Origin of the sequence: Flagellimonas sediminis (assembly GCF_010500845.1) — a bacterium.
Classification (GTDB): domain Bacteria; phylum Bacteroidota; class Bacteroidia; order Flavobacteriales; family Flavobacteriaceae; genus Flagellimonas; species Flagellimonas sediminis.
On sequence record NZ_JAAAMI010000001.1, the window covers coordinates 846,217 to 871,206 of the forward strand.

Annotated in this window: 24 protein-coding genes and 1 tRNA gene; 22 read left to right on the plus strand and 3 right to left on the minus strand. The window is 43.9% G+C overall.

Annotated features, from left to right (window positions below):
- Positions 1 to 6: 6 nt before the first annotated feature.
- Positions 7 to 885, minus strand: a complete 879-nt coding sequence (locus tag GTK07_RS03765; protein ID WP_163633129.1) for a sterol desaturase family protein — start codon at positions 883 to 885, stop codon at positions 7 to 9.
- A 239-nt stretch (positions 886 to 1,124) separates the two neighbouring features.
- Between GTK07_RS03765 and GTK07_RS03770 the strand changes: the two genes are divergently transcribed.
- The 22 genes from GTK07_RS03770 to GTK07_RS03870 all read left to right on the plus strand — a co-directional run bounded on the left by GTK07_RS03770 (position 1,125) and on the right by GTK07_RS03870 (position 22,175).
- The gene (locus GTK07_RS03770) at positions 1,125 to 1,331 is read left to right on the plus strand and encodes a YgaP family membrane protein (RefSeq protein ID WP_119638916.1); all 207 of its coding nucleotides are present in this window, start codon (positions 1,125 to 1,127) and stop codon (positions 1,329 to 1,331) included.
- A 177-nt stretch (positions 1,332 to 1,508) separates the two neighbouring features.
- On the plus strand, positions 1,509 to 2,771 hold the full coding sequence (locus tag GTK07_RS03775) for an NAD(P)/FAD-dependent oxidoreductase (RefSeq protein ID WP_163633131.1): 1,263 nt from the start codon (positions 1,509 to 1,511) through the stop codon (positions 2,769 to 2,771).
- Between the two features lie 94 nt (positions 2,772 to 2,865).
- Positions 2,866 to 2,994, plus strand: coding sequence for a hypothetical protein (locus GTK07_RS19310; protein ID WP_262887562.1), 129 nt, complete (start codon positions 2,866 to 2,868; stop codon positions 2,992 to 2,994).
- Between the two features lie 264 nt (positions 2,995 to 3,258).
- Complete coding sequence (locus GTK07_RS03780; RefSeq protein ID WP_163633133.1) at positions 3,259 to 4,563, plus strand: TolC family protein; 1,305 nt, start codon at positions 3,259 to 3,261, stop codon at positions 4,561 to 4,563.
- Between the two features lie 7 nt (positions 4,564 to 4,570).
- A complete protein-coding gene (locus tag GTK07_RS03785; protein ID WP_163633135.1) occupies positions 4,571 to 5,659 on the plus strand; it encodes an efflux RND transporter periplasmic adaptor subunit in 1,089 nt (362 codons plus the stop codon).
- A gap of 16 nt (positions 5,660 to 5,675) precedes the next feature.
- Positions 5,676 to 8,870, plus strand: coding sequence for an efflux RND transporter permease subunit (locus GTK07_RS03790; RefSeq protein ID WP_163633137.1), 3,195 nt, complete (start codon positions 5,676 to 5,678; stop codon positions 8,868 to 8,870).
- Positions 8,871 to 8,905: 35 nt separating this feature from the next.
- On the plus strand, positions 8,906 to 9,211 hold the full coding sequence (locus GTK07_RS03795) for a hypothetical protein (protein ID WP_163633139.1): 306 nt from the start codon (positions 8,906 to 8,908) through the stop codon (positions 9,209 to 9,211).
- Positions 9,212 to 9,220: 9 nt separating this feature from the next.
- On the plus strand, positions 9,221 to 9,424 hold the full coding sequence (locus GTK07_RS03800) for a YgaP family membrane protein (RefSeq protein WP_163633141.1): 204 nt from the start codon (positions 9,221 to 9,223) through the stop codon (positions 9,422 to 9,424).
- Positions 9,425 to 9,483: 59 nt separating this feature from the next.
- The gene (locus GTK07_RS03805) at positions 9,484 to 10,041 is read left to right on the plus strand and encodes a YeeE/YedE family protein (protein WP_163633143.1); all 558 of its coding nucleotides are present in this window, start codon (positions 9,484 to 9,486) and stop codon (positions 10,039 to 10,041) included.
- Positions 10,038 to 10,451: a DUF6691 family protein gene (locus tag GTK07_RS03810; RefSeq protein ID WP_163633145.1), complete on the plus strand. Its 414-nt coding sequence runs from the start codon at positions 10,038 to 10,040 to the stop codon at positions 10,449 to 10,451. Before GTK07_RS03805 ends, GTK07_RS03810 begins: the two co-directional genes overlap by 4 nt.
- A gap of 103 nt (positions 10,452 to 10,554) precedes the next feature.
- The gene (locus GTK07_RS03815) at positions 10,555 to 10,965 is read left to right on the plus strand and encodes a response regulator (protein WP_163633147.1); all 411 of its coding nucleotides are present in this window, start codon (positions 10,555 to 10,557) and stop codon (positions 10,963 to 10,965) included.
- A gap of 81 nt (positions 10,966 to 11,046) precedes the next feature.
- Positions 11,047 to 11,118: transfer RNA gene (locus GTK07_RS03820), tRNA-Arg, on the plus strand.
- Between the two features lie 179 nt (positions 11,119 to 11,297).
- Positions 11,298 to 12,026 (plus strand): MORN repeat-containing protein, encoded by a 729-nt coding sequence (locus GTK07_RS03825; RefSeq protein ID WP_163633149.1) that lies wholly within the window; start codon positions 11,298 to 11,300, stop codon positions 12,024 to 12,026.
- Between the two features lie 37 nt (positions 12,027 to 12,063).
- Positions 12,064 to 14,925 (plus strand): CHAT domain-containing protein, encoded by a 2,862-nt coding sequence (locus tag GTK07_RS03830; RefSeq protein WP_163633151.1) that lies wholly within the window; start codon positions 12,064 to 12,066, stop codon positions 14,923 to 14,925.
- Between the two features lie 25 nt (positions 14,926 to 14,950).
- A complete protein-coding gene (locus GTK07_RS03835; RefSeq protein WP_163633153.1) occupies positions 14,951 to 15,430 on the plus strand; it encodes a hypothetical protein in 480 nt (159 codons plus the stop codon).
- A 25-nt stretch (positions 15,431 to 15,455) separates the two neighbouring features.
- Positions 15,456 to 15,794, plus strand: coding sequence for a hypothetical protein (locus tag GTK07_RS03840; protein WP_163633155.1), 339 nt, complete (start codon positions 15,456 to 15,458; stop codon positions 15,792 to 15,794).
- A 107-nt stretch (positions 15,795 to 15,901) separates the two neighbouring features.
- The gene (locus GTK07_RS03845) at positions 15,902 to 16,900 is read left to right on the plus strand and encodes a hypothetical protein (protein ID WP_163633157.1); all 999 of its coding nucleotides are present in this window, start codon (positions 15,902 to 15,904) and stop codon (positions 16,898 to 16,900) included.
- An 81-nt stretch (positions 16,901 to 16,981) separates the two neighbouring features.
- Positions 16,982 to 18,916 (plus strand): tetratricopeptide repeat-containing sensor histidine kinase, encoded by a 1,935-nt coding sequence (locus GTK07_RS03850; protein WP_163633159.1) that lies wholly within the window; start codon positions 16,982 to 16,984, stop codon positions 18,914 to 18,916.
- Positions 18,917 to 18,932: 16 nt separating this feature from the next.
- On the plus strand, positions 18,933 to 19,589 hold the full coding sequence (locus tag GTK07_RS03855; RefSeq protein WP_163633161.1) for a response regulator: 657 nt from the start codon (positions 18,933 to 18,935) through the stop codon (positions 19,587 to 19,589).
- Positions 19,590 to 19,850: 261 nt separating this feature from the next.
- A complete protein-coding gene (locus tag GTK07_RS03860) occupies positions 19,851 to 20,594 on the plus strand; it encodes a prolipoprotein diacylglyceryl transferase (RefSeq protein WP_163633163.1) in 744 nt (247 codons plus the stop codon).
- Positions 20,584 to 21,978 (plus strand): radical SAM protein, encoded by a 1,395-nt coding sequence (locus GTK07_RS03865; protein ID WP_163633165.1) that lies wholly within the window; start codon positions 20,584 to 20,586, stop codon positions 21,976 to 21,978. Before GTK07_RS03860 ends, GTK07_RS03865 begins: the two co-directional genes overlap by 11 nt.
- 11 nt (positions 21,979 to 21,989) lie before the next feature.
- Positions 21,990 to 22,175: a hypothetical protein gene (locus GTK07_RS03870; RefSeq protein WP_163633167.1), complete on the plus strand. Its 186-nt coding sequence runs from the start codon at positions 21,990 to 21,992 to the stop codon at positions 22,173 to 22,175.
- 49 nt (positions 22,176 to 22,224) lie between these two features.
- Here GTK07_RS03870 and GTK07_RS03875 read toward each other — a convergent pair whose 3' ends face one another.
- On the minus strand, positions 22,225 to 22,869 hold the full coding sequence (locus GTK07_RS03875; protein WP_163633169.1) for a response regulator: 645 nt from the start codon (positions 22,867 to 22,869) through the stop codon (positions 22,225 to 22,227).
- A gap of 20 nt (positions 22,870 to 22,889) precedes the next feature.
- Positions 22,890 to 24,803 (minus strand): ATP-binding protein, encoded by a 1,914-nt coding sequence (locus GTK07_RS03880; protein ID WP_163633171.1) that lies wholly within the window; start codon positions 24,801 to 24,803, stop codon positions 22,890 to 22,892.
- Between the last annotated feature and the right edge of the window lie 187 nt (positions 24,804 to 24,990).

A 24,990-nucleotide genomic window follows, 5' to 3' on the forward strand; every position in this document is an offset into this window, starting at 1 on the left:
GTTTGATCATGGCTTTGGCGGCTTTTTGAATCCGTACACCAATTGTCCCCAAAAACCTTTTGGTAATCTTTCGTCCCCGGGGAATCCCAGTTCAATTTTACCGCTGTCTTCAGGAATAAAGTTCGTCTTAAAAATGTAATCCCAAATACTCAGACTGATGCCAAAATTTACGCCGTACGAACCTTCGGGAATGGTGTAGGCATGGTGGTACAGGTGCATTACCGGATTGTTCAAAACATATTTCAGGGGGCCATAGGTCAATTTAATGTTGGAATGGTTAAAATGTCCAATGGCAATAGCGGCAAAATGCACAATATAGGCCTGTTCGGGTTCAAAGCCCCCGAGCACCATCACCCCCAATGTTTTTAACGGCTTGTACAAAATATTTTCCATCCAGTGGTAGCGCAAATGGGCGGCAAATCCCATTTCCTTCACGCTGTGGTGTACCTTGTGGAATTCCCAGAGCACCGGGTATTTGTGCAAGAGTACATGGGTGAACCATTGTACAAAATCCAAAATGATAAAAAACACCAAAAGCTGCACCCATTGGGGCCAGTGACCCATATCCGCCAAGGCCAAAGTCTTGGAAGAGATGCCCAAGTCAACAAACAAAACACCCAGCATTTTGTACACTCCACTTATCACTATGGCGAAAATGAAGAAATTGAAGAACATGTAGAAACCATCAAGCCAAAAATCCTTCCGGATGATGGATTGTTCCTTGCGCCATGGGAACAGTATTTCCAACCCCCATACCAAAAGGGAAATGACAATGAGCCCCCAAAAATAATTGGTGTACCAAGGCACTTCGAACAAAATGGACTTCCATGTCCAGTTTAAGGTACCCATCAACCCGTTTACAAAAGCGTTTATATAATCCTGCATAATCCCTGTTCTATATGTCGTGGAACCCGACCCAACCCTTACCAACCAAAGTACGTTTTGGCCTCTAAAGCCACCAAACTTAAATATACTGTAAAAATAATACAGCCTATGTAACGCAGGTTACTATAAGATTTTAAGGAGTTGTCTACTTTTGGTATAACGCTCTGGATATCAAAAAATGAGAAGTTAAAATGACGTGATTTTTTGGTAACTTGTATAGGTATCATAAACAAAGCATTATGAAAAAAAACATGGGCGGCGCAGACCGCGTTATCCGAATCATCCTAGCACTGGTAGTTGGAGCATTGTATTATTTTAATGTGATAACAGGAACATTGGCATATGTGTTGCTCGCATTAGCGGCAATCTTTGTCTTGACGAGTTTTGTTAGTTTTTGTCCCTTGTACACCCTTTTTGGGATCAACACTTGCAAGGTCAAGAACTAGGTTTTTTGGTTGGTTGATAAAAAAGAGCCGTTCTTTTAAAAGAGCGGCTTTTTTTATGGGCATAAAAATGATGGATTTCAATTTATAAACCCTCTTTTTGAGGATTATGTAACATGGGTTACATTTTTTTATGACTTTCCTCAATATTTTACAGGAAAATTAATTGAACAAACAAAAATGAAATCACATTATCAAGTATTGATCATTGGGGGAGGAACGGCGGGAATCATGACGGCAGCCCAATTGCTCAATAAAAACAAAAAACTGGATATTGCCATTATTGACCCGTCTGAAACGCATTATTACCAACCTGCTTGGACCTTGGTTGGGGCTGGCACCTATGATTTTAAGAAGACCGCCAAGCCCATGGCAGATGTAATGCCCAGTGGCGTGGATTGGATAAAGGACAAGGCGAAAGCCTTTCAACCTGAACAGAATACCGTATCCACGGAAAGCAGTGGTGACATTACTTACGATTTTTTGGTGGTAGCCCCGGGATTGGTCATGGAACCCAGCATGATCAAAGGCTTGCCGGAAGCTTTCGAAAAAGGGGTGGCCTGTAGCAATTACATCGATCCAGATTTTACTTGGGAAACCATCCGAAACTTTAAAGGAGGAAATGCTTTGTTTACCCAACCTACAACCCCTATCAAATGTGGTGGTGCACCGCAAAAGATTGCCTATTTGGCTGCCGATTATTTCGGTAAAAACGGTTTGAAGAACAAAACCAACGTGATTTTTGCCACCCCGGGATCGGTAATTTTTGGTGTAAAAGAAATCCGGGAAACCCTAATGAAGGTCATTGATCGGTATGGCATCCATTTTAAGCCGTTTTATGCACCAAAGGAAATCGATGTAGAGAACAAGATTGTACACTTTAGCCATACTGCCCCAGAAGAAAATCGGTGTATCATTAACGAAGACAATGATTTGGGTGAAGTAATGATTGGTGACGTGGACATTCAAGTCCCTTTCGATATGTTGCACTTGGCCCCTCCACAGGCGGCACCCAAATTTATTAGGGATTCTGTTTTGGCCAATGCATCCGGCTGGTTGGATGTGAACCACCATTCCATGCAACACCACAAATATGGCAATATCTTTGGTTTAGGGGATGTGGCGGCCCTTCCAACAGCCAAAACCGGAGCTGCAGTGCGGAAACAGGTTCCCGTTATAGTGGATAATATCCTAAAGTTGATGGATAACAGATCGGCTGATAACAAATCCTACAACGGCTATTCATCCTGTCCATTGGTAACGGGTTATGGAAAAATGACCTTGGCGGAGTTCGACTACAACAACAACTTCATACCAGATCCAAAGTTGAAACGAATGCTGGTTTTCAATAGCGACAAAGAACATTGGAGACTATGGATGTTGAAGAAATACGGCTTGCCCAATTTATATTGGAACAAGATGTTAAAGGGTAAAAATGTTTAATATCAATGGATTACGGAGGTATCTACATGAGAATTATCATGTTTTGAAATCAGTTTTGCCGTTAAATTTGATTAAACTTTAAAACCAATACATTGTGAAAATTCTCAATAGCATCCCTTTGGTATCTTGGGAAAACGGCATCTGGATGATAGGCTTGTTCGCCCTTGTGGTCATTGTTCTGGTAGGCGCGGTCTTTGCGTTGATGAACAGTGGAAAAAAATAGAAGTATTTAAAATGGATCAAAAGTAATGGTCGGTCATTAGGTTCAACCAGTCATTGCATTATTTGTTTGTTTTGAAAGTCGGTAATCGAGCTCAACTTTGATTTATTAAACCCTGACTTTCATCATTGTAAACTACCCCAATACGGATTTCCTTTGTGGGAACTTCTTCGTATTGGGGCTTTTTTATGCCCAAATTTCTTAGTAACACAGGTTACTGTGTGTGTCTTTTTACGAGTCTAATTTTGACCCAAATTAAAATAGTATATGAAGCGAATACTTATAGCAATCACACTTATTTGCGCACAGGGAACTTTGCTGGCACAAGACCATGTAAAGATTTCCTTGGGGGATGTCCTGGCCAGAGTCCAGGAATCCAATGCAAGTATCAAGGTATCCGAACAGGAGGCGAAGATGGCCAAATACGATTACCAATTTTCAAGTTCCATCTTTTTACCCCAAATATCGGTTTCCCACACAGGGATTACGACCACGAACCCATTAATGGCCTTTGGTTCCAAGTTGAACCAAGAGATATTGACCCAGGCGGATTTTAACCCTGCCTTGTTGAACGATCCCGATCAAATAGAAAACTTCGCCACCAAAATATCGGTGGAGCAGCCCTTGATCAATATGGATGGTTTCTTCCAACGCAAGGCCGCAAAAACAACCATGGAGGCCAAAGACCTTCAGGCACTGCGCACTAGGGATTATTTGGATTTTGAAGCGCAAAAGGCGTTTGGACAATTACAATTGGCCCATAGGGCAGTACAGGTATTGGAAAAAGCCTACGAAGCGGCCAACGCCAACTTGAATACGGCCCAAAACAGCTATAATCAAGGACTGCTTCAAAAAGCGGATTTGTTGGAAGTGAAGGTAAGGGTAACCGAGGTGGAGAACCAACTGAACTCGGCCAAAAGCAACGTAAAAAATGCATCCGATTATTTGGCCTTTTTGATGAATGAACAAGGCAACGTGGTATATGAACCTACCGAAGAATTGATGCCCAATGATTTAGGAGAATCTGCCGAGGCAACCTTGGAAAACCGTGCCGATGTACGGGCCATGGACTTGGTTTCCGAGGCATACAAGGCCAACATGAGGGCAGAGAACATGACCTTTTTGCCAAGGTTGAATGCCTTTGCCAGTTACGAAATGTACGATGACCAAGTTTTCCGTGCAGATGCCAAGGGATATATCATCGGGGCCAGTTTAAGCTGGGATGTTTTTAAAGGAGCCCAACGCTTTGCAAAAGTGGGCAAGAGCAAAACAAATTATGAGAAAGCCAAACAAGAATATGAACAGTACGTTGCCAAAAGTTCTATGGAGTTACAACGCACCAGAAGGATGGTCGAAGATGCGCATAACAGGCTCCAGACCTCAAAATTGGCTATGGACCAATCCGAGGAATCCCTGAGAATACGTACAAATCGATTTAAGGAAGGCTTGGAAAAAACAACGGATCTGTTGATGGCAGAGTCCATGTATGCCGAAAAACAATTGGCCTACTACCAGACCATTTTCGAGTACAACCAAGCACAATCTTTACTAACATTTTTAACTAAAGAATAATTGCGATATGAAAAACACTACAATATATAAAAATGCCTTTATTGCCCTTGCCTTGGGTGTTACCCTTGCAAGCTGTGGAAGTGACAAGGAGCAAAAGCAGGACAGCGGACCAGCCGTTTCTGTGACCGTTGCTGAAGTGGAAACAGGTGACAGTAACACCATTTTGGCCGGAAGCGGACAGATAACCGCCTTGAACAACGCCACACTCAGTACCCGAATGATGGGCTACGTGGAATCTTTGCCAGTGAAAATTGGCCAAAAAGTAAACAAAGGGGATTTGTTAATCTCCATCAATAATGTGGACCTACGCGCCAAAAAGGCGCAAGTGGAAGCCTCTATTACCGAGGCAACGGTGGCCTTCAACAATGCCAAGAAAGATTACGAAAGGTTCCAGAACCTTTTCAGGGAAAGCAGTGCTTCCCAAAAGGAATTGGATGATATGACCGCCCGTTACGAAATGGCCAAGGCCCGATTGGAATCGGCCAACCAGATGAAGAACGAGGTCAATTCCCAATTTGCCTACGCCAACATTCGGGCCCCATTCAGTGGGGTGGTAACCAATACCTACATAGACGAAGGTGATATGGCCAACCCTGGGGTGCCGTTGGTTTCCGTGGAATCTCCTGGAGGTTTTGAAGTAGTGGCCAAAGTGGCCGAGAACAATATCACCGGGATCCAAGTGGGAACCAAAGCCTTGGTTCAAGTAAAAGCCTTGGATACCATCGTTACAGGAAAAGTGACCGAATTAAGTGCCTCTGCCCAAAACACAGGTGGGCAGTATTTGATGAAAGTACAATTGGATAAAACGGATGCCAAAATTTTGTCAGGTATGTATGCAACCGTAAGGCTGGAGACGGGCAAAGCTAGCAATGAAAAAACCATGGTTACGGTTCCGTCCAAAGCCTTGATCCAAAAAGGGCAGTTGAGCGGCATCTATACCTTGGGGCAAGACAATGTGGCCTTATTACGCTGGTTGCGATTGGGCGAAACTTATGGGGAAGAGGTGGAAGTATTGTCCGGTCTTTCCAAAGGGGAAATCTATATCGTTTCTGCCGAAGGCAAGCTGTACAATGGAGCTAAAGTAACCATTCAATAACCTAAAAAAGGGAATAATGAAAGACGGACTTGCAGGAAAAATAGCGAGAGGGTTCATCAGCTCCAAGTTAACGGTACTCTTGATGATCGTGTTCATGGTCATTGGGGTGTATAGTTCCTTCCTGATTCCAAGGGAAGAGGAGCCGCAGATCGATGTGCCCATGGCGGACATATTTGTGGGATATCCCGGGGCCAGCCCAACCGAGGTGGAATCCAGGATCACCAAACCGCTTGAAAAGATCATATCCAACATAAAAGGGGTAGAGTATGTGTACACCACTTCCATGCAGGAGCAAGGAATGGCCATTGTGCAGTTTTATGTGGGTGAGGATATTGAACGTTCTTTGGTACGCTTGTACGATGAAATCAACAAGCACATGGACCAAATGCCCGAAGGGGTGACCATGCCCTTGGTGAAAACCCGTGCCATTGATGATGTGCCCATGTTGGCACTCACCCTATGGAGTGATGAGTACAACGATTTCCAATTGCGTGAAATCTCAGGGGAACTGATCAACGAGATTGAGAAAGTAAATGGTGTTTCCATCACCAAAAAGATCGGGGGCCGCAGCCGCCAGCTTCGCATAGTGGTGGACAAGGATAAAATGGCTGAATCAGGGATTGACCTTTTAGCGGTTGCCCAAATGATCAAGGCGAACAACCAACAAATGGATTCCGGTAACTTTTTGTCCAACGACACCGAGTTCCACATTGCCACCGGAAGATTCTTGGAAACCAAAGAGGATTTGGAAAACCTGATTGTAGGTACCAAGCAAGGTCAACCTATTTATTTAAAGCAAGTGGCCACCGTTTTGGATGGCCCAGAATTGCCCAAAAACTATGTTTCCCTGGGATTTGGTGCTGCCAGCGAGAAATCATCGGAATACAAATCCGAATACCCAGCGGTTACCCTTTCCATTGCCAAGAGAAAAGGTGCCGATGCCATGAAGATTTCCGATGTGGTGTTGGAGAAAGTGGAACATTTGAAAAAGAACCTGATCCCGGATGATGTTCATGTGGAAGTGACCCGTAATTATGGGGAGACCGCTTCGCAAAAAGTATCCGAACTGTTGATGCACTTGATCGGTGCCATCATCGCGGTGACCTTTGTGGTGATGCTGGCCATGGGTTGGAGAGGAGGCCTTGTGGTGTTCCTTTCAGTGCCGATTACCTTCGCATTGACATTGTTGAGCTACTACATGCTGGACTACACCTTGAACCGTATCACCTTGTTTGCCTTGGTGTTCGTAACGGGTATCGTGGTAGATGATTCCATCATCATTGCGGAGAACATGCACCGCCACTTTAAGATGAAACGGTTGCCGTTCAAAGATGCCGCCTTATACGCCATAAATGAGGTAGGTAACCCGACCATTTTGGCAACTTTCACGGTAATTGCATCGGTATTGCCAATGGCGTTTGTATCTGGGTTGATGGGTCCTTACATGTCCCCAATGCCCATCGGTGCATCCATTGCCATGTTGTTGTCCTTGTTCGTGGCGTTGACCATAACCCCGTATTTGGGCTACATCTTCCTAAGGGAAAAGGATAAGAAAAAAGAAGAGGAAAAAGAACCTACGGAGATTCAGGACACCTTTATCTACAAAGCATACGAGCGTTTTGAAAAACCTTTGATCGAAAGCCGCAAAAAGAGATGGCTGTTCATCGGTATCACTGTGGTATTGTTGTTTGGTTCCGTGGGTATGTTCTTTACCAAATCGGTGGCCGTAAAAATGTTGCCTTTTGACAATAAGAATGAGTTTCAGGTAGTGATCGACCTTCCTGAAGGTTCCACTTTGGAACGTACTTCGGCAGTAGCCAAGGAAATTGGAGCCTATTTGTCAACCCGACCAGAGGTGATGAACTACCAGAGTTATGTGGGTACATCGGCACCCATCACCTTTAACGGATTGGTAAGACACTATGATCTTCGGGGAGGTAGCAACATGGCCGATATTCAGGTGAACCTCACCGACAAACACGATCGCAGCGAGCAAAGCCACGATATTGCCAAATTGCTCAGACCGAAAATCCAAGAGTTGGGCAAAAAATATAATGCCAATATCAAAATTGTGGAGGTGCCACCAGGACCTCCGGTATTGTCTACCATAGTGGCCGAAGTATATGGCCCGGATTATAATGAACAGATTGCGGTGGCTGATAAAGTGAAAGGTATTTTGAACAACACTACTGATGTGGTGGATGTGGATTGGATGGTTGAGGATGATCAAGTGGAATATGATTTTGTTGTAGATAAGGAAAAGGCCATGCTTTATGGTGTTACCCCCCAACAGATCGTTCAGGTGATGGGTATGGCTTTCCGGGAAATGCCGGTATCTCATGTGTATGATGAAAATTCCTTTGATCAGATCGGGATTGTGCTTTCCATCAGCGAAAAGGATAAATCCACTTTGGATGCCATCAAACAATTGAAAGTGGCCTCCCAACAAGGGAACATGATCTCTGTAGGGGATTTGGTGTCCATCAACGAGGGTACCAAGGCCAAAAGCATCTATAGGAAAAACCAGAAACGTGTGGTATATGTAATGTCCGATATGGCAGGGGAGTTGGAAAGCCCTGTGTATGCCATTTTGGGAATGACGGACAAGTTGAACCAATTGGAATTGCCGAAAGGGTATACCATGAACGAACTCTATATGGAACAACCCCAGTTTGAGGATGACTATACCGTGAAATGGGACGGGGAATGGCAGATTACCTTGGAGGTGTTCCGGGATTTGGGAATTGCTTTCTTGGGGGTCATCGTAATCATTTACATGTTGATCGTAGGTTGGTTCCAAAACTTCAAGGCACCTATGGTGATGATGGTGGCCATACCACTTTCATTGATTGGGATTGTATTGGGCCACTGGATGTTGGGAGCTTTCTTTACGGCTACTTCTTTTATCGGTATGATTGCCTTGGCGGGAATCATGGTGCGGAACTCGGTGTTGCTTATCGACTTCATCAACCTAAGGTTGAATGACGGTATTCCGTTGAAACAAGCGGTAATCGAGGCCGGAGCGGTCCGTACGACACCGATTTTGCTTACAGCGGGAACGGTCGTTATTGGAGCTTTTGTGATCTTGTTCGATCCTATTTTCCAGGGATTGGCCATTTCACTTATGGGCGGTACCATTGTGTCTACTGTTTTGACCCTTTTGGTGGTGCCATTGGTGTATTATATGATTGAACGTAAAAACTACAACTAGCATTAAACCTTTGACCATCGAAAAAAAATAAACCCATGAAAATGATCATTGTTACCACGGTAGAGGAGTATAAAAAAGAAGTCCTCAAAATTTTTAAGAAAGCCGGTATAGAGAGCTTTAGTGGTTCGGACATTGACGGATATAAAAGTGCATCCCCCTTGTTGTATACCAGTAGCTGGTTTCCAAGTGAAAAGGGTGGTGCCGCATCCAATCTGTTTTTCTCTTTCTGCGAAGAGGAGAAAGTCACCGAGGTTTTCAAATTGTTAAAAGAATTCAATGAGGGAAGTGAAACCACCAACCCGATCAGGGCCGTGGAGCTTCCGGTACAAAGAACTGTTTAAGAGAAACATATGAGAAATAGAATCGTAAGAGGGGTCGCAGGTACCTTTATCTTGATAAGTTTGGCCTTGGCCATTTATGTGAACATCAATTGGTTATGGTTTACGGCCTTTGTCGGGGTCAATTTGTTGCAATCTTCCTTGACCAAATGGTGTCTTTTGGAAGACATCCTAAAAAAATTCGGGGTTCCCGATTCCGACAAAAAATGCTGTTAAACGGTAACTAAGTTTGTAATTCAAAGCATTTTCTCCATTTTTGTTTAAAAACCGAGAAAATGCTTTATCAATCTTGGCCCTGGTACATAGCGGGGCCCCTTATAGCCTTGGTCATGACGGTTTTGATCCTCATGGGCAAACGCTTTGGCATGTCCTCCAACCTGGAGACGTTCTGCACGATAGGTGGCGCGGGCAAGTTTGTGGATTATTTTAAGGTGGACCTTAAATCCCGAAGATGGAACCTTTTGGTGGTATTGGGCTCCGTTATTGGGGGTTTTTTGGGTGCCCATCTGTTATCCCCCAATCCTGCCGTTCAAATTTCTGAAAAGACCGTTGCCAAACTGAACGGACTCGGTTTTGAAAGCGCAGGTACTGCTTATTTGCCAACCGAATTGTTCAGTCTGGAAGCCTTGTCCAAGCCTTCGGTCTGGATTATCCTATTAGTGGCCGGTTTTTTGGTCGGCTTCGGTACAAGGTATGCCGGAGGGTGTACTTCGGGCCATGCCATTTCAGGATTGAGCAACCTACAACGACCCTCGCTGATTGCCGTAATCGGCTTTTTTATAGGCGGTCTCATCATGGTCCATATAGTGTTTCCTTTAATTTTTAGATCATGAAAAGTGTATTGTACATCATGGTAGGTACCTTTTTAGGGGTAATCCTTTACAAGTCGGAAGCGGCCTCTTGGTTCCGCATTTATGAAATGTTCCAGTTCGATTCGTTCCACATGTACGGCATTATTGGCTCTGCATTGGCGGTTGGGATTGTTTTGGTGCAGTGGATCAAAAGATCCAAGGTTAAATCTTTTTTTGGGGAGTCTATACATATTCAGGATAAGGAAAGATCGTTCACTCGATATATTGTGGGTGGAACCCTTTTCGGATTGGGATGGGCCTTGGCCGGTGCATGCCCGGGACCCATTTACATTTTGGCCGGTGCTGGATATTGGGCCATTCTCATCGTTCTTTTTGGTGCGGTTCTGGGAGCCTTTGTGTATGGAATTTTGAGGGATAAATTGCCCCATTAAGGTTTTCTCAACGGGATATTTGGTCAGAACAACGATTTTGGAAGGTTTGTTGGGGGCATCCGTATAGCTTTGTCGGTCCCATATCTTACTTAAATGTCCCATAATGAAATTAACCACGTGCATTATAGACGATGATCTGGTGTCGCAGTTTGCCACACGCTATTGCATCCAACAATCCCCGGGAGATTTTGATATCATTACCTGTTCCAGTGGCGAAGAGGGTTTAAAGTCATGCTTGGACTTTGCAGAGGAACACAACAGGTTGCCCGATATTATCTTTCTGGATTTGGTGATGGATGGTATGAACGGATGGGATTTTCTTGAAAATTTCCAGAATATGTTCCACGATCACCCACTGCCCAGTATATATGTACTTTCGGCCTTTACCAATACCAGCGACCGAACCATAGCTAAACGCCATCAACTGATTGCGGGTTATGTGGACAAGCCACTATCAAGGGCATATTTGCAAAAGATATTGGTGGAAGAAGAAAAAAAACGAACGGTCAGTTAAAGCTTTTTCATTAAGGCAAAATATCATGAAATAGGGCAAAGTTGTTCAAAAAAGCATATTTTTGCAGTCCATTTTAGGAATGGCCTCGTAGTTCAATGGATAGAATAGAAGTTTCCTAAACTTTAGATGCAAGTTCGATTCTTGCCGAGGCTACTTTTTCCTTTTCCAATAAGCTCTTACTAACTCCTTCTATCGTTGATAGAGCTATGCTGTTTGCCCTACCGCACCATGTTTCACACATTTTCATTTCTCATAAATAGGTCAATTGCCGTATTGAGCCGATTTGTTTTTCCCGTTAGGTTTGTGCAACAACCATTTTAACAACCAATCCCATGGGAAAATTTACATTGATTTTGGCTTTTGTGGCACTTGCAACATTCGCTTCAACTGCCCAACAAAGCATACAATGTGTCAAAGGCGATTGCCAAAACGGATATGGCTTCGCAACACTTTTAGATGGCAATAAGGAAATTGGTTATCAGGTCGGCTTCCACGAGAATCAGCTTCTATCAGGTATAGGCAATCAGACAGGCGACTTTGGTAACTATTGGGGCACGTTCAAAAATGGAAAGAAAAACGGTCTTTTCAGTTATGAGAGCGAAGGGAACATGTATGCCTTCGGCCTGTTCGTGGATGGGAAAAGAGAGGAATTACATGTCATCAGGAACAAAGCTGGATATGAGTATAAAGACTACCAAAATGACAAGCATGTCAGCAACAGTCCGTTGGTTACCACAGGCACTATGCCATGTGTGATGGGTAACTGCGAAAACGGCAAGGGGGTCAAGGTCAATGGCAACGATGCCATTTACAGCAATTGGAAAAATGGGAATATGCATGGCATGACCATGCAGTTTCTGATGTCCGAGAGAAAAATCATTTTTTCTGAATTCTCGGAGGGTATTGTTGATGGTCTCCAAATGATATGGCATTTTGATGGAAGCAGGGAGATCATGCAAATGCAAAATGGTACCATAAATGGTCAATACTTAAAAAAGAACCAGAACAATACCCATGAGTCCGCCATATACAGGGATGGCCAACCAACAACTTCCTTTTAGACTTTCAAAACCTAGTCCTCCAACCTAAGAACATACCATGCGATATTCTATCTTTTTGACGTTCATATTCACCCATGTACTTTGTTGGTCACAAGTGACCATTCCGCCAAACGATCCCACGTCCCATCCCAGCTATGCCGCTTTTTTGGAAGCGGGCAGATCGAAGAACAACAATTCCCGATTGTCCACCGCAGGGGAACTGTTGGAAACGTATCCTGAAAATTCCAAAACCTTTGGTTGGGTGGCCAGTGCCCTATACGGCAACAACAAACCCGATGATGCAGTAATGTTCTCCCAATGGGCCATGGCTTTTGATAGTTACAATCCCGAGACCGGGTATTATGGGTTTATCCATGCGGTATTTGCTAATAGACCCAATGAGGCAAAACTGTTTTTGGAGAACATGCAGGCCGTGGGCCAGGATCAGGCGACCATGCAACGGGACAAACAGGCATTGAGCGGTTATGTGAACTCTTTGGCCAATTATCCCCACTTATCGGGAACGGTTCAAAAGGCCAAGGAAATGCTTTCCAACTATGAAGAACAGAGCATGATAAGGGCCAAGGCCACTTTTGAAAGCCTGGGCTCAAGTCTAGGGGCCACCTATGAAGGTATTGCCCAAAATGCGATCGCCGAAAAAATACTGATCGATTGGGTGAATGCCGGAAAAATGGTGGAAGAGGGGAAAATCTCGAGTGCACTATATGTCGATGCCTTGGCCTATATGGCCCAGTTGTCGGAAAAGGTCAATTTTTCCTTTGGACAGAAATTGGAGCCGCATTTGGAAAAAATCGTTTTTGACCAGAAAAACTATTCCTTGCCCTCCAGATACAGGGCTTTTTTAAGATTGGCACGGGTGCAGACGGCTTTAAAACGGTGGGATAAGGTGTTGTCCTCCAGTAGCTTCATGATCGATCAACTCAAAGGAAAGGCACCCTCAACGGCCACACTGGCGAAAACGTATTTCTATACGGTCCTGGCACTTACCGGGCAGCAAAAACATGACGAGGCAGCCCAAATAGCGGATGGCTACGTCAATCTGTTGCCCAAGCTGAAATCGCCTGAATACATCGCCGAAGCGTATTATGTGTTGATCCGTGCCTACGCCTTCAACAAAGATGTGGAAAAAGGCAAGGCCATACGTCAAAAGGCCCAGGAGTTCCTAAAAATTCCTGGGATGCAAGATCAGCCTTACGTTGCTTTTGTGACGGATGGACTGTCCGCTACGGAAAATATTCTTGGTGAAGGAGATGTGGCCTTAACAGGCAATGCCTATAATGACGGCGTAGCATTGGTAGGACTTAAAAAATATACCGAAGCCGCTCATCAATTTGAAAAAGCGAAAGAAGAGGAAATTAAAATACTGGAAGGACTGTCCATCTTGGCCCAAAGAGGATATTTGGACAAGTTCCAACGGATAAACGGTAATTTGGCCGCCTCCTATTATGAGACCCGGCAGTTTGATAAGATCTATGACGTCATCGAATCCAACCGATCCTATTCCCTTTTGAACGATAAAAGGAGTACCTTCAAACAACTCCCATTGAAAGAACTTCAGGCCGTGTTGGGAGCCAACGAGGCCTATCTGTCCTTTATCGATGTTTCCAAAGGAACCACCTACGAAGGCACCTATCTGATGTGCTTGGTACGCAAGAATGATGTCACCATAAAGTATAATAGATCCGCTGGGGCCTTTGCCGATATGTTGGAAAATGACAAGGAACTCATCGCACTGGAAAAGGAAATGGCCAAGAATGAATTTCGCCAACCCAATCTGGACTACCTGAATGGCAAGAAGACAAGAAAGGACGGTATGTTTGCCCTTGGGGAATTCAAACTGATGACCCAATACCTTCGCAAACATATGGAGGCCAAGGTGGTCGATGGGCAATATGTGTTCTATCAAAAGGAGAAGATGCCGGACCTGCTCCGTCGATTTTATATCACTTTCATCGACGGGTTGGAGGATAAATTGCAGGGTGTCACCAAGCTTACCATAAGTCCTGAAGGATTGATAGGGACCATTCCTTTTGATGCTCTGATGGATTGGCAAGGGCGTTATCTGGCCGAGCGGTTCGAGATGGGTTACATTCCGAGTGCCTCTTTGTTGTACAGCCTTAGAAAACAACCCAAAAAGAAGTTCGAGAAAAATGTTTTGGCCTTTGGAGGGGCTACCTATGCCCTGCATTCAGCTCCCAAGGCCCCTTTAAGCTCCATTGGCGACCTTGAAAAGTTGCGGTACCGGGTGCGGGAAGATCTGGAAAAGGGACTGCCCTTGGACTATGCCTTTGCCACGTTTCAAAGTGATGAGCCCATGGGCTTTTTGGAAGGGGGAAGACATGAAGTGGTGTTGATCAAGAAAAAGGTACCGCTTACGGATACACGCCTTGATGAGATGATGACCGAGAACGAACTCAAGCGGATGAGCCGGGCCAACGAACTGGGCAAGTATAGGGCACTCCATCTTTCCAGTCATGCCAGTGTGCACCCATATGTATTTGATTTGAGCGCCTTCGCCATGACCGTAAAGCCTAAACCTGTGGATGGGGAAGATGGCATGTTGGTCGTGGGTGAAGTGGAAAAACTGAACCTCCCCATCGATTTTGTAATGCTTAGCGCCTGCCAGACCGCCTTGGGCATTGAGTCACCGGGCGATGGTATCAAGGGACTCAACCAGGCCCTTTTCAATGCGGGGGTGAGCAGCACCTTGACTTCCCTGTGGAGTGTGAGCGATTCGGGAACCATGTTTTTGAGTGTGGAACTCTATGATAGGATGTTCAATAAAAGTATGGCCACACCAACGGCCTTGGCCCAAGTGAAGCGTAATTTTATTGCAGGGGTATATGGGGACCAGACCCATCCGTATTTTTGGGCACCCTTCATCTATACGGGGTATTGATATCCTTCTCAAAAAGACATTTTCAATGCCAGTAAAGGAGCATTTACCCTTAGAGCCCGCCGATATCAAAAAACTCAGACAACAATTGTTCGCCATGTTGGTGTTCCCTGTGGTGGTGATTGGGATGTTTCTGTTGTTCATTTCCTTTGTGTTCAAGGATTTCAAGACCAGTTTTGCAGGGGATACGGTGGTGATGTATGTGTTCATCGGTTTTTGCCTGTTCTTTTTTGGCATCATCGCGTATATGGTCGGGACCACTGCCATCGATTTACGGCGCGGGATAAAACATCGCATCTCAGGGAAGATAATGGACAAACTTACCATCACCTCCAACCGAAGGTCCAACTCGAACGCTATACGGACTACTCAAGGAACAATCACAGTGAATACAGTGTTGTACGACAAACTTTCCGTAGGGGACGGTATCACCATTTTTATGACGCAATATGGAAACAGGCCCATTAGCTTGTTGACCATGGACCAAGAGGAATTTTATCTGGTATAGTGCCATACCACCAAACCGATGACTTATGATAGGGATTGTTTTTTTGTTGATTGCATTGATTGGGCCAATGGTGTTGCTTTCCACCTTTCTGTATTTCCATTTTCCGGACGAATCGGTGGGGCGCATGGACCGTTATATTCCTCCGTTGACCTCCGCTTTGGCCACTTGGGCGTTTTGCACCGGTTGGTTGTGGTTCTATCTCTTTAACCTGTATATCAGTTTGCCGGTACTATTGCTGTCCATTGGTTTGCACTTGTACACCATGTCCAAGAACTTGAATCCGAAGCTTCGTCGGATCAATGCCATTCTGATTTGGGCCGCATGTGGCGTTTGCTTCCTCAGCTATTTTTATTTTGACTTGTGACCAAGGATGGTATGAAGGCACTTTACGTCAATTGCCGTATTGATTGTCGTAGGGTTGGGGCCTATGTTTGTCTTAATGAGATATAACAATACAAACTTTAAAATCAAATGAAAAAAGTAGCTTTTTTGATGGCACTGATCCTATTTGCCATCCTTACCGTTTCCGCCCAAACTGTGGGAGAAGTAAAGATCAAAACGCTTGGTCCTGCCAACCTCAGCTACAGAAAAAGTCCCAAAAAGGTGATGATCTCCGATTTTCAGGTCAATTACCAAACCGCCCTTAACCTTGAGGATTCCAAAAAAGGGGGCAAGCTATGGAGAGGGGGGCTCAAAGGTGACGCAAAAGCATCCCTTACCTTGGTGCTTGACGGACTCAATCCAGACGACCTTCAAAAGTTGACAGATCAACTCTATCAGGACTATGTGGAGGATTTGAAATCAAAGGGCTTTGAGATTGCCCCGATTGAAGAACTATGGAACAACAAGGCCTATGACAAGAACCGTGAGAGCAGATGGGAACTGGTCGCAGGTCAAGGACCTGAAAAAGGGAAAGAATTCGGTATCATTCTCACACGGCCCACCACCCAGAAGTTTGTGGTACCGTTTAGGACTATGGGCAAAGATCAAATACCCCTCGCCGGCTTTGCCGATTATGCTGGGAATACCGAAAGCCGGGTAGTGAACCAGAAAACCGATTTTATCTTCAACAAAGTTATTTTGGTGGTCAATGTTTTTGAGGATAGCCAAAGCGAGGTTTCAAGAACTTTGAACCGACACGCGGGAAATGCCAGGGTAAAGGCGGAGACCACTTTTGTGATCAGCGAGGAAAGCAGTATAATGTTTGATATGGGGCATTTTGTCCCGCGGGGAGGGGTTGAAGTCACTGGGGTCATGGAAAGACAAAAATTTGATGTGGCCCAAACTCCGGACAGGGACAAACTGGGAACCGATTGGGGAGTGCTTAGGGTCTGGAGTGTGGACCATCAGGAAAAGTCCAATTTTTCCATTGTAAAGTGTGATCCGAAGAAATATTTGGAAGGTGCCCAAAAAGGGTTGGATGCCTATTTGGATGCCGTTGTGGAAAAACTGGCGGACAAGGCCGATTAATTTTGAAAGGACAAGCGTCATAAGGCCCGAAAATTTATCTATTTTTAAAAAATGTCTTCGATAAAACAACTTCTTACATCCTTGACGGTATTAGTGCTGTCAGGGATGTTCCATACCACATTGAGTGCCCAAACCCTAGAGGAAGAGCTCAAAATGCTCAAGGACACTGTGGCCATTAAAGAGGGCGGAGAAAAAGTGTTGGCCCTTAAGGACGTCGGAATGAAGTTTCGTTCCATAAATGTGGACAGTGTCAGATATTATGTCGACTTGGCTTTTAAGGAAGCAGATGCATTGGATGACGATTATTATCGGGCAAGGATCTGGATGGTATATGGTATTCTTTCATGGGATGCTGGCAGACCTAAAGAAGCATTGGAGTATCATATGAAAGCCAAGCCCATTCTGGAAAATTCAAAAGAATACTATGTATTGGGAAGTCTCTATACCAACATGTCCAATGCTTATGAGGCCCTTACTGAATTTGACACTTCTGTAGCATTTCAGTTCAAGGCCTTGGAGAACTTTATTGCGGGAAAGGATAGTATTTGGATTGCGGGGTCCTATCTGAATCTGGGAAACAGGTACAAGTTGATTCAAGAACCGGACCTGTCTTTGGAATACTACCTGAAGGCATCGGATATGTACAGGAAGATAGGGAACGATTATTTTGTGGCGGTGAGCTATAACAGTGTGGCTGCGGCTTATCTCGAAAAAAAACAGTTTGATGAGGCATTTGACTATGCCAAAAAGTCGTTGGAGGGCTATGACACCATCGGCGCAAGGTTGGATAAAGCTTATCCGTTAACGAACATGGCCTTGGCAAGTTGGGGCCTTGGAAATTTTGATGCTGCAGAACTTTATTATAATCAGGCCATAGCCCTTCAAGAGGAAAGGGGGGAGCGTTTGGCCCAGATTTCTTTAAAAAATGATTTAGCCAATATATATCTTAAACAGGGTAAAGTAAACAGGGCCGAAGAATTGGCCTTGGCTACCTATGCAGAAGCGGAGCAAATCGAATTTCTTCCAGGCATAGATGTGCTTTCCAAGACTTTGTCGTTGATTTATGAAGAAAAGCCAGATTTCAAAAAAGCATATCAGTATCATCAAAAGCACAAAGCGGCAAGGGATAGCCTCTACTTTTCGGAAAAAGCACGGGAAATGCTCAACCTAAAGGAAAAGTATGAGACCGAACAAAAGGAGAACGAAATCCTTCGCCAACAGAACGAGCTGGTAGAAAACGAATTGTCCATAAAAAAGCGAAACAATATGCTGATGGGCAGTGGCGGTCTTTTGGCAATACTATTGATTGTAGGTTTTGTGGTGTTCCGTGAACAAAAAATAAAAGCAAGGAACATGGCAAGTGAGACCGCTCTGGAAAAGGCCATGGCCGAAGCCAAGGCGCAGGAGAACCTGAAGGAGCAGCGTATTCGCATTGCCCGTGACCTGCACGACAATATCGGTTCCCAACTCACGTACCTCACATCGATAACCGATTCCGCCAAAAGAGGGATTGACAAGGGAGAGGTTTTCCTCATGGAAAAGCTCACCCAAATGAAACAATTTTCATTGGTCACCATCTCCGAACTACGGGATACGATATGGGCCATGAACAAGGACGAGATCAGTTTGGAAGACATTCAGGAACGTACCCAACAATTGGCCGCGACCGTCCATGAGGCCACAGACAATAAAATCATAGTGCGTACCGAGGGAAATCCTTCCGACAAGGTGCTCAATGCCTTTGTGGGAATGAACCTGTTCAGGATCATCCAAGAATCCGTCAACAATGCTGTGAAGCATTCGGAAAGCCCCGAGATAGTCGTAACGTTTACAGAGTTGGAAAATCAGGTCGAGATCGTAATCGAAGATTTTGGTAAAGGATTCGATACGACAAAAGGATCAACAGGAAACGGACTCCACATCATGCAAAATAGGGCGCAGAAAGCAGGCATTGATTTTAGCCAAACAAGTGTACCGGAAAAAGGCACCAAGGTGGAGCTAAAGGTGAACGTGTAAACTCAAAGACAAAGCGATGGGCAAGATCAAGTTGGCAATAGTGGACGACAATACTTTTTTGGCAAGGGCCATCCATGAAAAACTTGCCGATTATGGAGACTTGGACATCAAATTGATGGTGTACAATGGAAGTGAACTATTGGCCAGGCTGGAAAAAAACCATAACGTGGACCTAGTACTCATGGACATTGAAATGCCCATATTGGACGGGATAGAGACCGTGAACATCATAAAACAAAGATATCCGCATATTAAGGTTCTCATGCTTACCGTTTTTGACAATGATGAGAATATCTTCAATGCTATCCAAGCAGGGGCCGATGGCTATTTATTGAAGGAAATAGAGGCGGACAAACTACACGATGCTATAACGGAGACCATGGGCGGGGGTGCCGCCATGAGCCCATCCATTGCGGTGAAGACGTTAAAGCTATTGCGATACCCCGAACGACAGGGATCTTTATCCACAAAGGAGGATGGAGTCGAACTTAGCACAAGGGAGCTGGAAGTATTGGAACAACTGGCAGAGGGACTTAGCTACACGATCATTGCCAACAATCTCTTCCTTTCGCCCAGCACAGTACGGAAGCACATCGAGAATATCTACAAAAAGCTACAGGTGCATAACAAATTGGAGGCCGTGCAAAAAGCAAGGAGGCGGGGTTTGGTTTAAGTATTTAAAGCAGTTCAATTCATGGAAGACAATGAACTTTGTGTCCAGCAACAGCTTTTGTGTAAGAGATTGTAGAAGTATCCAGAATTTTAGGGATGAAAATTCCTTATGTATCCTCACAGGGCTTTGTACCGGGCATTTTGTAACTGTAATAGAAGGATTTTCAAAGCTACGTGACTACTGTTCTTTTCACCAGAACCAGAATTCTTGATAAATGGAAAAACTCTACATTTATAAATGTTCCAATAAACAATCAATACTTTGACCATACCCTTCGAGCCTTCCCTTTTCGGAATTAAGATCAATATCCATCTTATATTGGAATATCTGGCTTTCTTTATTGGATTCAGATATTATGTGCGGTTACGAAGGTTGTCCCAAGACAACATATCGAACGGGAACAGGCTTTCGATTATACTCGGTGCCATTGCTGGCGCCTTTATCGGATCAAGACTTATGGGATTTTTGGAAAATCCGATGATTTCAATGAACACCGTTAACATGCTGCAGTTGCTCAATACAAAGTCAATAATGGGAGGCTTGTTTGGCGGATTGATTGGTGTTGAATTATCAAAAAAAATAATCCATGAAAAGCAATCTTCGGGGGACCTTTTCACTTTTCCAATTATATTAGGAATCCTTATTGGCCGTTTAGGCTGTTTTTTAAGTGGCACCAATGAATTCACCTATGGTAAGGAAACCCATTTTTTTACAGGGATGAACTTGGGCGATGGATTGCTAAGGCACCCAACCTCACTATATGAAATGGTATTTTTAATACTTCTGTTTGTCCTTTTGAAGCGATTTTCGAATTACCTTGAACGGGAAAATGGATTACTTTTCAAGGTTTTTATGTTGGCGTACTTTGGATTTCGTTTCTTTATAGAGTTCCTGAAACCCAATGTTTTTTACGTTTTGGGATTGAGTAGTATTCAATGGCTTTGTATAGTGTGTTGGTTGTATTACCTGCCCACGTTAAATAAATTGGTTAGAAATGCCTACTAGAAAATATACCTATTACGATTATACCATCAGCCTTTGTCCGGAATGCCTGAAGCGCATTGATGCCAAAATTGTTTTCGAAGATGGAAAGGTCTACATGCTAAAGAGATGTCCTGAACATGGTAACTCAAAAGTTTTACTGGCTGATGATATTGAGTATTATAAAAACATCCGAAACTATAACAAGCCTTCCGAAACGCCCTATAAATTCAATACAAAAACTCATTATGGGTGTCCGTATGACTGTGGACTTTGTCCGGATCACGAGCAACACTCCTGCCTAACCATCATTGAAATTACGGACCGATGTAATCTTACATGTCCCACTTGCTATGCTGGTTCTTCCCCAACGTATGGAAGACATAGAACCTTTGAAGAAGTAAAAACCATGCTGGATACCATTGTGGCTAACGAAAAGGAACCGGATGTGGTGCAGATCAGCGGGGGTGAACCCACCATACACCCTCAATTTTTTGAAATCCTCGATTATGCCAAAACCCTACCCATAAAGCATATTATGGTAAACACCAATGGGTTGGCAATTGCCAAGGATTTTGAATTTGCAAAACGGTTAAAAAGCTACTCGCCCGACTTTGAAATTTACCTACAGTTTGATTCCTTCGAGGAATATGCCCTGGTAACGTTGAGGGGTGCAAACCTGAAGAAAATCAGGGAGAAGGCCATTGACCATTTAAACCAACTCAATCTTTCAACCACACTGGTGGTAACTCTCCAAAAAGGGTTGAACGATCATGAAATCGGGAAGGTAATCGACTATGCCCTTCAACAAAAATGTGTAAGGGGCGTTACGTTTCAACCTACACAAATTGCGGGCAGGCTGGATAACTTCGATGCGGAAAAAGATAGGATTACCCTAACGGAAGTAAGGCGGAAGATTCTGGAACAAGCACCCATTTTCACACCAGATGATCTAATACCCGTGCCCTGTAACCCTGATGCGTTGGTAATGGGCTACGTCTTAAAACTGGAAGGCAACAATATTCCACTAACAAGATATGTGAACCCAGCCGATTTGCTGGACAAAGGCAAAAATACCATTGTGTATGAGCAAGATGAAGCCTTGCATAAAAAAATGTTCGAAATATTCAGCACCGGGACATCTACGGACAAAGCATCGTCCAAATTGCACAGTTTACTCTGTTGCCTTCCCTTTGTGGAGGCGCCAAATCTTGGGTATGACAATTTGTTCAGGATAATCATCATGCAATTTATTGATGCACATAACTTTGATGTAAGGGCGATAAAAAAGTCGTGTGTCCATATCGTTAACAAGGACAATAAAATAATTCCATTTGAAACCATGAACCTATTTTATCGGGATGAGAAAGTGGACTACTTGGAAAAACTTAAGGAAAATGCAGTTTAAACCTTCAACTTATGGATGAAATAATGATACTACTGTTGATATTTCTGCTGATTGCGTATTGGTTGACCCCGATCATATTGTTCATCATTGGCATTGTAAAACTAAAGTCGAAACCAAAAACCGCAAAAATCCTTTTTATTGTTGCAGCGGTCATGTTGGTGGTTGGTTTCGGGGTTTGCGGTGCGATGTTATCCTAAGAATTGAATAAGTAATCCTACTGGGATGTTGGCAAAGAGCCTTGCAACATCATTGGATCAATCCCCAGTCCACGGCTTTTTTGATCATCCCGACGGAGTTTTTCACATCCATTTTTACAAAGAGGTTGCGTTTGTGGGTCACTACCGTATTGGTGCTAACAAACAACAGATCGGCAATTTCCTGTGTGGTATGTTCCTTAGCTATCAATTTGATGACTTCAATCTCGCGCTTTGTGATCATTGGGATCGTGCCTTCTTTTATTTTGGGTTCTTCGGTAAGGCTCTCGATCATTTTAGCGGTCAAATGGGAACTGATGACCTTTTTGCCTTCATGGGCATCCTTTATTCCTTGGATGAGATATTCCTTGGATGCATTTTTAAGCAAATACCCATTGGCCCCTATTTTGAACAGGGAGGTGATGATGCTGCCTTCGTCATTGGTGGTGAGCATGATCACTTTTACATCCGGGTATGATTTTTTCACGTGCATGGTGGTTTCCAATCCGTCCATAACCGGCATTTGTAGATCAAGCAACAAGACATCCACAGGTTCTTTTTTGAGAAACTCCAGAACTTCAAGACCATTACTGGCCGTACCCACAATGCTCAGTTCCCTATCCTTTGCAAAAATGGCCTTTAATCCATCCAACATGATTTGGTGGTCGTCCGCTAGCAATACCTTGATCTTTTCCATACTATTTTCAATTTAAAATGCTAAGTACTGTACTTTTTGTTCAATGGAATGTTTATGGTTACCAATGTTCCCATGCCTTCTCGGCTGTTGATGTCGAAAGTGCCCCCAATAAATTCGGTCCTGAACGCGATGCTTTTCAATCCCATACCTTTATCTGCTTTTAAACTTTTCGGGTCAAAGCCGACACCATCGTCTTCAATGGTAAGGTCAAACCAGTCGTCACTATAGGTAATCTGTACCAATACTTCCTTTGCATCGGCATATTTTACAATGTTGTTCAAAGATTCCTGTACAATCCTGAAAATCATGATGTTGGTATTGTCATCAAATACCTTCTCCGTGCCATGTACCTGAAATTCGGCATGGAAAGGATGAATGGCGTCCATTTTTTTCACCAAGTCCTCAATGGCCTTTCTGAGTCCCAATTTCTTAAGGGACTGAGGCATCATTTCGTGGGCAATCTTTCGGACTTCGGTGCAGGCCTCATCGATCATTTGACTGGCGGAAACATATATTTTTTTGGAGTTGTTGTCATCAAAATTGATCTGCAAACTTCCGATGTTCACTTTTAAACTCGATAACAGATTTCCCAATCCATCATGCAGGTCCCTTGCAATACGGGTGCGTTCCTTTTCCTGTCCTTCCAACATGGACCGCATGGAAATGATCTGCTGCTCCCGCTGTGCCTCATGCAGCTCCAGCTTGGCGGTATGCATCCTATTTTTATAATATAAAAAACCGACTAATGTAATCAACAAGAGTCCTCCCAAAGAGAATAGCAACATGTTCACGTGATCTTGTTTTTTTTGGTTCAATACTTCTTCTTCCAGCAATTGGATCTTTAACTGATCCTTTTCAAATTTTATCTTCATATCGGCCAGGGCCTCAATACTGCTTTCACTCAGCTTATATTCTTCCTCCATTTGCTTTTGCTTTAGGAGCAGGTCATAGGCGGCCTTATAATTCTTGTTCATTAAAAATTGTTCCCGCCTCACATCCATGATATAATTCTTCAGTCCGATCCTGTCGTCAAGCCCTGGGGTTTGCTCCGCTTTTTGGATCATATCTGTGGAGCTCTCAAAGCCGTATGCTTTGATTACATCCGAAATAGCAACCGTGTCCACTTGCTTTTGCGCAGCATCATACATCATGGAAACAATACTCATCATGGATTCCACAACACCAACATCCTCTGCATCTTTTCGGTGTTCATATCCTTTTAAGTAGTTGGTTGCCGCCAATTCCAAGTTCCCTTTCATTTTATGGCATTCTCCCAAACCTTGGTAAAGCCTGGCAATCTCCACATGGGCCACAGGATTTTCCGTCAATCTATAATCCAAAGCTTCTTGGTACTTTTTTAATCCCTCTTCTGCATTCCCAGAAGTATATTCCGCAACGGCCCAATTGTTCAATATACCCGCTTTCCGTTCCTCGTTGGGTATCTGGGCGAAATAATCATACGCTTGTTGAAAGGCTAACTTTGAATCTTCCAAAGAGCCATATGTTAATAGGATTACCCCGCGTGTGTCATAAACATTCCCTAATCCATACAGGTCATTGATTCGTGAAAAATAGACCGAAGCGCTATCCAAATAAGCCGTCTTTTTATCCATTTCATCAAAACCGGTACACCAACCCAATCGGTGAAACGACTTTCCAATGAGTCTTGGACTACCCAATTTTTTGGCCAAGGCCAAACCAGATTTTGACTGCTGCACCGCTTCTTCACCATCATACAACAGATATGCGATTCTTAAATGGGTCTCACATTTAACGGAGTCATCCGGCATGTTACTAACCACGGCCCGTAGGCTATCCAATTCTTTCGATTGTCCAAGGACCATCTGGCTTCCCAATAGCGCGAAAAGAATCAACAACCGTGTTGTTCGGAAGGCAATTTTGTATTTGGATGGAATGATATCCTCCACAGACATAGTTGGTTTTTGATGGTTTGAAGCAAGTATGTTTTGCTAGGGATAAAGTTATCGAATTAAAAAAGTCGCACAACACATAAAACCATGATTATCAATATCACACAATTGTGTGATGCGGGGTACAACAATAGGATGATTTTTAAAAATCATACAATAGGGGGTAAAATAGCCGAGGGTAGGGTTCTAA